The sequence below is a fragment of the Agromyces humi genome, assembly GCF_009720255.1.
In the GTDB taxonomy this organism is placed as follows: domain Bacteria; phylum Actinomycetota; class Actinomycetes; order Actinomycetales; family Microbacteriaceae; genus Agromyces; species Agromyces humi.
In genome coordinates, this window is the sequence record NZ_WJSP02000712.1 from 1 (window position 1) to 768 (window position 768).

The window sequence follows — 768 nt, forward strand, 5'->3', positions numbered from 1 at the left end:
GCCAGCGATTGGCCGACGGATGCCGCGGCGGCGACGGCCGCGCGCAGGATGCCGTCGGTTCCGGTGTCCTGCCACGCGGGCCGGTTGCTCAGCACGGACACCTCGAGCGAGGCACCGGGTCGGATCGGCGCGAGCGCCTGCAGGCCGCCGAGCAGGAGCTCCTCCGTGATCGCGTCGGGGTAGCGCAGCCCCAGGTCGGCGTGCGCCGCGGCCGGCACCACGTTGGTGAGGCCGCCGCCGGCGATCGTCCCGGTGTTGACGAGCGCCGCGGGAAGGGTCGCTGCCAGTCCACGCACGGCCAGGAGCTGGTCGACGAGCTCCTCGATCGCCGACACGCCCGCCTCGGGGTCGAGTGCGGCGTGAGCGGCGCGTCCCGAGACGGCGAGCCGCACTCGCGCGCTGCCGAGGCGGGCGGTCTTGAGGGCGCCGTCGGGATGCGGCGACTCGAAGCCGAGGACCGCCCGAGCGGCATTGGCCTCCATCTCGACGAGGTCGCGGGCCGTCGGCGAACCGACCTCCTCGTCGGCGGTGACGAGGAGCACGACGGGCGGATGGGCGACCCCGCATTGCTGCAGGAGGCGCATGGCGTGAGCGGCGACGACCAGGCCGCCCTTCATGTCGTACGCACCGGGCGCGCTGAGACGCGTTCCGTCGCGATGGACGCCGTGGGCCGCGACGGTGCCGCGCGGCCAGACGGTGTCGGCGTGCCCGAGCAGCACGACCGGGTGCGAGCCCTGCTGCGCACCCGTGCCGGGGATGCGCGCGGTG

The 768-nt window shown here is 75.4% G+C and carries 1 protein-coding gene; it reads right to left on the reverse strand.

Annotation, left to right across the window (positions count from 1 at the left end; translation table 11 throughout):
• Nucleotides 1-768: M20/M25/M40 family metallo-hydrolase (locus GH736_RS23720; RefSeq protein ID WP_159607542.1), on the reverse strand; the 768-nt coding region annotated here is incomplete at both ends.